Below are 7,778 nucleotides of genomic sequence, written 5' to 3'. Positions count from 1 at the left end.
CGATTCACCGCCCCCAGATGAAGGTGGAGCGGACTGGCTCTGACTGACAAGGACGTAGATCAATGCGGCGATCACCATCACCACCACAACGGCAATGGTGACGAGTGTCGCCTTCACAGGGGTTTTCATCGGGTACTCCAAACCAAGACACGGCACAGGACAGAACCCGGGCACGCAACCCGGGACGAAGCGCCACCCGAAAGGGCGGCGTGCCAAATGTCAGGTTCGAGAAAGACCCAACTGCGTCAGCGAAAAGACAATCGGGTGAGCACGGGCAGCCGGCGCCGGAAGCAGCGAAGGCATGCGTGGTCCGTCACCGAGAACCGGAGGCATCCGCCGACGCCACAATCCCCGCAGCACCACCATGAACGTCAGCCCGCACAACACGCCCAGCATGCAAAGCGCAGCGCCCACCAGCGCGTTCGGCCCAGAGGCGACGCCACCGGCGACTGCCTCATGCTCGGCCGGCGCAGCTACGCCGCGCTCGATATGCGGGTCCATCAGCCCAGATATCACCAGCGGAACAGGAGTCGAACCGTCCGCCTCTGTGTGACCCGTCGCTGCCAGACCCAGCATCAGCAGCAACGCTAAACCGAAGCTGGTAATGAGCCTCATTATCAACAACTGCTCATTCAGCGTCACGGAGCGCGGAGTCCGGGCCGAAGAGACCATCGCCAACAGCCTACCGTGCGTACCTAAACCCACTCTGAGCCCGGTTCACGCGAGCACCGGAGCGCAGGCAGCGCAGGCCGGGTCCGGCGGGCGCGGCTTGCCGCTCAACCAGGACGATGACGACGGCAACGGTGGCGAGGGATCGGTGGTCAGGCGTGGGCGGGTTCGGGCTCGCGAGCGGACACCGCGGCGAGTTGCCGTAGCGCAGCGGGGCGACGGGCGGCGCGGACGCCATTGAGGATGACGACGACCTCGGCGATCTCATGCACCAGCACGACGCCGGCGAGCCCGAGGATGCCGAACAGGGCGAGCGGGAACAGCGCGACGATGATCGCCAGGGACAGACCGATGTTGGCGGTCATGATGCGTCGGCCGCGTCGGGCGTGGGCGAGGGCGCCGGGGATGAGGCGGAGGTCGTGGCCGATGAATGCGACGTCGGCGGACTCGATCGCCGCCGCGGAGCCTTTCACACCCATCGCGATCCCGACCGTCGCTGTCGCCAGTGCCGGGGCGTCGTTGATGCCGTCGCCGACCATCGCGGTCGGCCGCTGCGTGACGAACGCCTCGATCGCGGCGGCCTTGTCGGCGGGCAGCTGCTCGGCGCGGACGTCGGTTATGCCTGCCTCGACGGCGATGGCGTGGGCGGTGCGGGTGTTGTCGCCGGTGAGCATGGTGGTCTCGATGCCCTGCGCCTGCAGCATCTGCACCGTCTCGGCCGACTCCGGGCGCAGCTCGTCCCGCACGCCGATCAGGCCTGCGATCTGCCCGTCCGCCTCGACCACGACGACGGTCATGCCCTGCGCGGCCATCGCCTCCGTGTTCAACTGCCGGCCAGCGGGATGGAGCCAGCGGACGTTGCCAACGCGAATCGACCGTCCGTCGACCGTTCCTGTGATGCCGTGCCCGGCCTCCTCGACAACGTCGAGTGCCGTGCTCGTAGGGGGTGCGGCCGCGATGATCGCCGCGGCGAGGGGGTGGGTGCTGGTGGCCTCGACGGCGGCGGCCCAGGTGAGCAGATCGTCGCGGGTGTTGCCGGGGGCGGGCTGGACGTCGACGACGGTGGGCTCGTTGCGGGTGAGGGTACCGGTCTTGTCGAGGACGACGGTGCGGATCGTGCCGAGCTGCTCGAACGCTTCACCCGACTTGATGACGACGCCGAACTTTGACGCAGCTCCGATCGCGCTGATCACCGTCACGGGCACTGCGATGGCCAGCGCGCACGGGGATGCCGCGACCAGGACGACGAGGGCGCGTTCGATCCAGGTCCACGGGTCGCCGGTCATCACGCCGAAGAGGGCGACGAGGGTCGCGGCGATCAGGACCGCGGGGATCTCGGGCAGTTGCCGACTGCCCTGAGCGCACGCGACGTCGTCCGGGGAAGGCTAGACGAGATCGACCGTGCACTGTCAGCAGAGGCGCCGTTGGCGGTCATCTTCCTGGTCGGAAGCACTCTGGAAGGACTGCTGTCCGAGTTGGCGCTCGCCCAAGCGGGCACCTACACCGCCTCCCCAAGTGCGCCGCGAAGGGATGGCTCCGTGAAGCCGGTTGATCAGTGGACCCTATCCGAGCTGATCGCCGTGAGCCGCGCGCTCGGAGTGCTCAGCGAGGACGTCGCGAGGCACGCCGATCAAGTGAGGAACTTCCGGAACTACATCCATCCGCGTCAACAACTTCGGGAGAACTTCGAACCGCGCATGGAGACTGCCCGGATCGCTCAACAGGTACTCCGCGGAGCCCTCGTCGACCTGAACCACATCGCAATGTCGAGCTGAGCGGGCGGTCATCCGGTAGACCGGCGCTGCGGTCCTCGTCAGGCCGAAATGTCCATATGGACACACCGTGGACATTTCATCCGCGAAATGGACAACTTCAAAAAATACCTACAAAGAACTCAGTCCATCCCGACGGCCATGTCGGTGAAGCGCGAGAAGTGTCCTTGGAAGGCGACGACCACGGTGTCGGTCGGGCCGTTACGGTGCTTCGCGACGATCAGGTCGGCTTCGCCAGCGCGAGGGCTGTCCTTCTCGTACGCGGCCTCGCGGTGCAGGAGGATCACCATGTCGGCATCCTGCTCGATCGAGCCCGACTCACGCAGGTCGCTGATCGCGGGCTTCTTGTCGGCACGCTGCTCGGGACCACGGTTCAGCTGCGACAGGGCGATGACCGGGACCTGCAGTTCCTTCGCGAGGAGCTTCAGCGCACGCGAGAACTCCGAGACCTCCTGCTGACGCGACTCGACGCGCTTACCGCTCGTCATGAGCTGCAGGTAGTCGATGACGACCATCTCGAGCCCGACGCGCTGCTTGAGCTTGCGGCACTTCGCGCGGATCTCGACGAGGGTCATGTTCGGGCTGTCGTCGATGTAGAGGGGCGCGTCGTTGATGCGGCCGCGGGTCGAGGCGATCGTCGTCCAGTCGCGGCTGTCGAGCATGCCCTTGCGCATGCTCTGCAGCGGCACCGAGCCCTCGGCGCTCATGAGGCGCATCGCGATCTCGCTGCGCCCCATCTCGAGCGAGAAGAACACGGTCGGGCGGTTGTGCTTGATGGCGGCGGCGCGGGCGAAGTCGAGCGCGAGCGTCGACTTACCCATCGCGGGACGCGCCGCGACGACGATCATCTGTCCGCCGTGCAGACCGTTGGTGAGCTGGTCGAGCCCGGCGAACCCGGTCGGGATGCCGGTCATCTGACCGTCGCGACCGCGAGCGGCCTCGATCTCCTCGACGGCGGCGTCGACAGCGACCTGGAGGGGGACGTAGTCCTCGGACTGCTCGGCACCGGTGACCGAGTAGATCTCGGCCTGGGCGTTGTTGACGAGGTCGAGCGCCTCGCCCTGCCCGTTGTAGCCCATCTGCACGATGCGGGTGCCGGCCTCGACGAGCCGACGCAGCAGCGCCCGCTCGCGGACGATCGACGCGTAGTAGGCGGCGTTGGCTGCCGTCGGGACGATGGACGTCAGCGAGTGCAGGTAGTCCGCCCCGCCGGCACGCTGCAGATCGCCTGTTTTGATGAGCTCGTCGGTGACCGCGACGACGTCGGTCGGCTCGCCGTGCGAGTAGAGGGAGAGGACGGCCTCGAAGATCAGCTCGTGCTTCGGGACGTAGAAGTCGGTTCCGCGGAGCGCCTCGATGACGTCAGCGACCGCGTCACCCGAGAGCAGCATTCCGCCGAGGGTGCTCTGCTCCGCGAGCATGTCGTGCGGCGGAGTCCGCTCGGGGCCGCGGGAGCCGCCGATTCGGTCGTCCGACAGATCCGCGATCGACATCCATGCCCCTCTTCCGGGCCCGCTGGAAGGCCCTCGCACACGCTAGGGAGGGGCTCCGACACACGCAAACCAGCCTGTGGATAACTGTGTGGAGAACGTGCGGGAAACGCCGACCACCCTGTGCAGAGTGCCTGTGGAAAACCTGCGGAAACACATCTTTCCACGCCGCCGAATGTCTTTTTGATCTGGGCTTTTGCTTCTCACAGGCTGTGGATGGATAACCGACCTCAAGTGGCGCTTGAAGGTTCAGCGTTATCCCCACCCATGTGCAGAATCGCCCGTTTGTCAAATGAGAAAGTCGGGCCTTCCCGGCGGTCTTCCCAAACCCTCGGAACCTCTTGCCAAGCTCATAGGAACGGCGTACTTTATGGGGTCCAGGCACCCCGCAGACGCGGCCTTCTCGGCATGCGTCCCGATGTTTCCATCGTGGAGGTGACCTGTGCACACGACGCTCCGCGCGTTCACCCGCCTCGGTCTCCTCTGTGCGATCGGGCTCGGGATCGCCGTGATCTGGGCCGCGATCGTCACCGTCCTGATCGCACCCGATGCCCGCGCGTCCGACCGCACGGACGAGGGACTCCTCAGCGGGGTGACCAAGATCGTCGAAGACGTCACCGAGCCTGTCGTCGACAAGGTGGTGACCCCCGTCACGGAGAAGGTCGCGCAGCCCGTGAGCGAGAAGGTGGTCAAGCCGACTGCCGAGAAGGTCGTCGCGCCGGTCGTGGAGAAGGTCGCGAAGCCCGTCACGGACAAGGTCGTCAAGCCGGTCGCCGACAAGGTCGTCAAGCCCGTCACGGACAAGGTCATCAAGCCCGTCACCGAGGCTGTGAAGCCCGTCACCGACGCTGTCCTCGAACCCGTCGTCGAGGTGGTGACCCCCGTCACGGACGAGGTCGTCGCCCCCATCGTCGAGGCCGTTGTCCCGCCCATCGTCGACGCGGTCTCCCCGGTGACCGACCCCGTCGTCGACGCGGTCAGCCCGGTGACCGACCCTGTCGTCGACGCCGTCTCGCCTGTGATCCCGCCGATCGTCGAGGTCGTCCCGCCCGTGGTGGATGCCGTGACACCCGACATCGAGCTTCCGAGCCTCCCCGTCGATGTGCCCTCCACGGTCCCTGTGCCCGGCCTTCCGGTTCCGGCCGCGCCCACCGTGCCCGTCGTCGAGCCGGCCGTGTCGATGCCGGTCGTCGACACTCCCACCGGTGCGCTCGTGAATCGGCCCGCGACCGCTCCGGTCGAGGCGTCGTCGGGTGCCCCGACGCACGTCGCCCAGCTCTTCTCCCGCGCCGTCGCGCAGGCTCCCGCCGACTCCGGCGCGGCCGTCGCGGCGCCGCATCCGCTCGATCTCGCAGGCCCCCCTGCGCCCGCGCCCTCGGCGCCGCTGAGCGAGTCGGGTTCTCTGTCTTCCGCATCCTCCGGAGGGGCAGCCGGGCTGTTCGCCCTGCTCCCGCTCGGGTTCCCCGTCGCACACCGTGCCTGGGCACGACGGGGTCGCCCGACCGACGAGCGGGGCCTTCCCGCGCCCTTCTTCGACACCGACGTCTCTCCCGACTGACGGGGATCGCGCCGCGCCTTCTCGCGGCATGCATCCGCACGCTCTGCGTGCCGGCGCTCCAGCGCCGATTCCCTGTCGATTTTTGAGGAGAGATGAAATGAACTCCACGTTGTCGCGTGTCCTGCTGGGCACGCTCGTGGCCGGGGGCATCACGCTCTTCGGCGCGGCGGCCGCACAGGCCGCAGAACCGACGACGTCCGGCGAGGACGGGCTGCTTTCGGGCACCCAGGCCCTGCTGAACGTCGACATCCCGATCACCGTCGGCGACACCGCCGTCTCGGTCATCGGCGACTCGTCCAGCTCGTCCGACGACGAGGCCGAGCCGGCTCAGCCGCGCGAGACCTCGTCCGGGTCCACGAGCGGTGCCGACGGCGCCGCCTCCGGGTCGCAGGCGCTGGTCGACGTCAACGTCCCGATCACGGTGAAGGACACCGCGGTCTCGGTCGTCGGTGACAGCACCACCGAGTCGACGGATGCCGCGCCCGCCGCGCCGGCGCCCGCACCCGCCGAGCCGGCCGAGGCCCCGTCCACCGACGGAACCGACGGCGTCGGGTCGGGCACCCAGGTCGTCGCCCCCATCACGGTCCCCGTGACGGTGGACGACACCGCGGTCTCGGTCGTCGGTGCCAGCACCACCGAGTCGACGGATGCCGCGCCCGCCGCGCCGGCACCCGCACCCGCCGAGCCGGCCGACGCCCCGTCCACCGACGGAACCGACGGCGTCGGCTCGGGCACCCAGGTCGTCGCCCCCATCACGGTCCCCGTGACGGTGGACGACACCGCGGTCTCGGTCGTCGGTGACAGCACCACCGAGTCGACGGATGCCGCGCCCGCCGCGCCGGCACCCGCACCCGCCGAGCCGGCCGAGGCCCCGTCCACCGAAGGAACCGACGGCGTCGGGTCGGGCACCCAGGTCGTCGCCCCCATCACGGTCCCCGTGACCGTGGACGACACCGCGGTCTCGGTCATCGGCGACAGCATCACCGAGTCGACGGATGCCGCCACCCCGGCCGCCCCGGCGCCGAGCGGTTCGACCGCAGCGCCGACCACGGGTGGTTCGGACGGCATCCTCTCGGGCTCGCAGGTGGTCGCGCCGATCACCGTGCCGGTCACCATCGGCGACACGGCGGTCTCGGTCATCGGTGACAGCACGAGTGACAGCACCGACGTCGCCGCGCCCACCGCACCGGCCACAGGAACCACCGGCGCGCCCTCGACCGACGGCACCGACGGCATCGGCTCCGGCACGCAGGTCGTGGCCCCCATCACGGTCCCCGTGACCGTGGACGACGCCGCGGTCTCGGTCATCGGCGACAGCACGAGCGAGAGCACGTCGGGTCCGGCCGCGCCGGTCTCGGGCGGCTCGACCGGAGCGCCCACCACGGGCGGTTCGGACGGTATCGGCTCGGGCACCCAGGTCGTCGCGCCCATCACGATCCCCGTGACCGTCGGCGACACCGCGGTCTCGGTCATCGGTGACAGCACGACGGAGGGTACGGATGCCGCGGCCCCCGCAGCACCCTCATCCGGCACGTCAACGGGCCCCGTCACCTCCGGTGAGGGCGGTGTCGGAAGCGGTACGCAGGTCGTGCTGCCCATCGGCATCCCGATCACCATCGGTGACACCGCCGTCTCGGTCATCGGCGACAGCGAGGTGACCGACCCCGGCACCCCGACGGATCCGACCGACCCCACGGACCCGGTCGACCCGACGGACCCGACCACCCCGGTCGACCCCACGGACCCCACGGACCCGACCACCCCGGTCGACCCCTCGGACCCCACGGACCCGGTCGACCCCACGGACTCGACCACCCCGACGGACCCGACCACCCCGGTGAACCCGACGGACCCGACCACGCCGGTCGAGCCCACGGACCCGACCGACCCCACCACGCCGGTGAACCCGACCGACCCCACCACGCCGGTCGAGCCCACGGTCCCCGGTGACGGCACGGACGGTCAGATCCCCGGCGGCAGCCCCGCCCCGATGGTCCCCCGGGCAAGCGGTGGCGAGACGCCGCAGGCGCTGGCTCAGACGGGAGGCGTCGCGACCCCGTGGCTGCCCCTGGCCGCGATCACCCTGATCGCCGGCGGTGCGCTGCTCACGCGGCGTCGCCGCACTGTCTGACCGACTCCCCCAGAAGGACGGATGCCACGGGCCCCCACCCGCGGCATCCGTCCACCCCCTCGCGGATGCAAGGGATCCTGCGTGACACGCCGGGTCCCCACCGCCAACACCGGCGTGTCGGCCGAGATCCATTGCAGCCGCAAACACGTCGCACGGCC

The 7,778-nt window shown here is 69.3% G+C and carries 5 protein-coding genes and 1 pseudogene; 3 read left to right on the top strand and 3 right to left on the bottom strand.

Going from position 1 to position 7,778, the window contains the following annotated elements:
- Window positions 1-219 precede the first annotated feature (219 nt).
- The gene (locus Q9S36_RS20305; protein ID WP_311286683.1) at window positions 220-642 is read right to left on the bottom strand and encodes a hypothetical protein; all 423 of its coding nucleotides are present in this window, start codon (window positions 640-642) and stop codon (window positions 220-222) included.
- A gap of 179 nt (window positions 643-821) precedes the next feature.
- Window positions 822-2,009: pseudogene (locus tag Q9S36_RS20300) on the bottom strand (heavy metal translocating P-type ATPase); the annotation flags it as partial.
- 3 nt (window positions 2,010-2,012) lie between these two features.
- Between Q9S36_RS20300 and Q9S36_RS20295 the strand changes: the two are divergent.
- On the top strand, window positions 2,013-2,444 hold the full coding sequence (locus tag Q9S36_RS20295) for a hypothetical protein (protein ID WP_311286682.1): 432 nt from the start codon (window positions 2,013-2,015) through the stop codon (window positions 2,442-2,444).
- Between the two features lie 119 nt (window positions 2,445-2,563).
- Here Q9S36_RS20295 and dnaB read toward each other — a convergent pair whose 3' ends face one another.
- Window positions 2,564-3,934, bottom strand: a complete 1,371-nt coding sequence (gene dnaB, locus Q9S36_RS20290; RefSeq protein WP_064002773.1) for a replicative DNA helicase — start codon at window positions 3,932-3,934, stop codon at window positions 2,564-2,566.
- 439 nt (window positions 3,935-4,373) lie between these two features.
- On the opposite strand from dnaB, the gene Q9S36_RS20285 reads away from it, so the two are divergent.
- On the top strand, window positions 4,374-5,489 hold the full coding sequence (locus Q9S36_RS20285; protein ID WP_311286681.1) for a hypothetical protein: 1,116 nt from the start codon (window positions 4,374-4,376) through the stop codon (window positions 5,487-5,489).
- Between the two features lie 97 nt (window positions 5,490-5,586).
- Entirely contained in the window at window positions 5,587-7,620 is a 2,034-nt protein-coding gene (locus Q9S36_RS20280; protein ID WP_311286680.1) for an LPXTG cell wall anchor domain-containing protein, read from the top strand.
- Window positions 7,621-7,778 lie beyond the last annotated feature (158 nt).

The sequence above is a fragment of the Microbacterium sp. ARD31 genome, assembly GCF_031844425.1.
This window is presented reverse-complemented; position numbering and strand designations above follow the sequence as displayed.

Excerpts from the sequence above, each read along its gene's own strand:
- dnaB (WP_064002773.1), bottom strand. The coding sequence starts at position 3,934 with ATGTCGATCGCGGATCTGTCGGACGACCGAATCGGCGGCTCCCGCGGC.
- Q9S36_RS20280 (WP_311286680.1), top strand. The coding sequence starts at position 5,587 with ATGAACTCCACGTTGTCGCGTGTCCTGCTGGGCACGCTCGTGGCCGGG.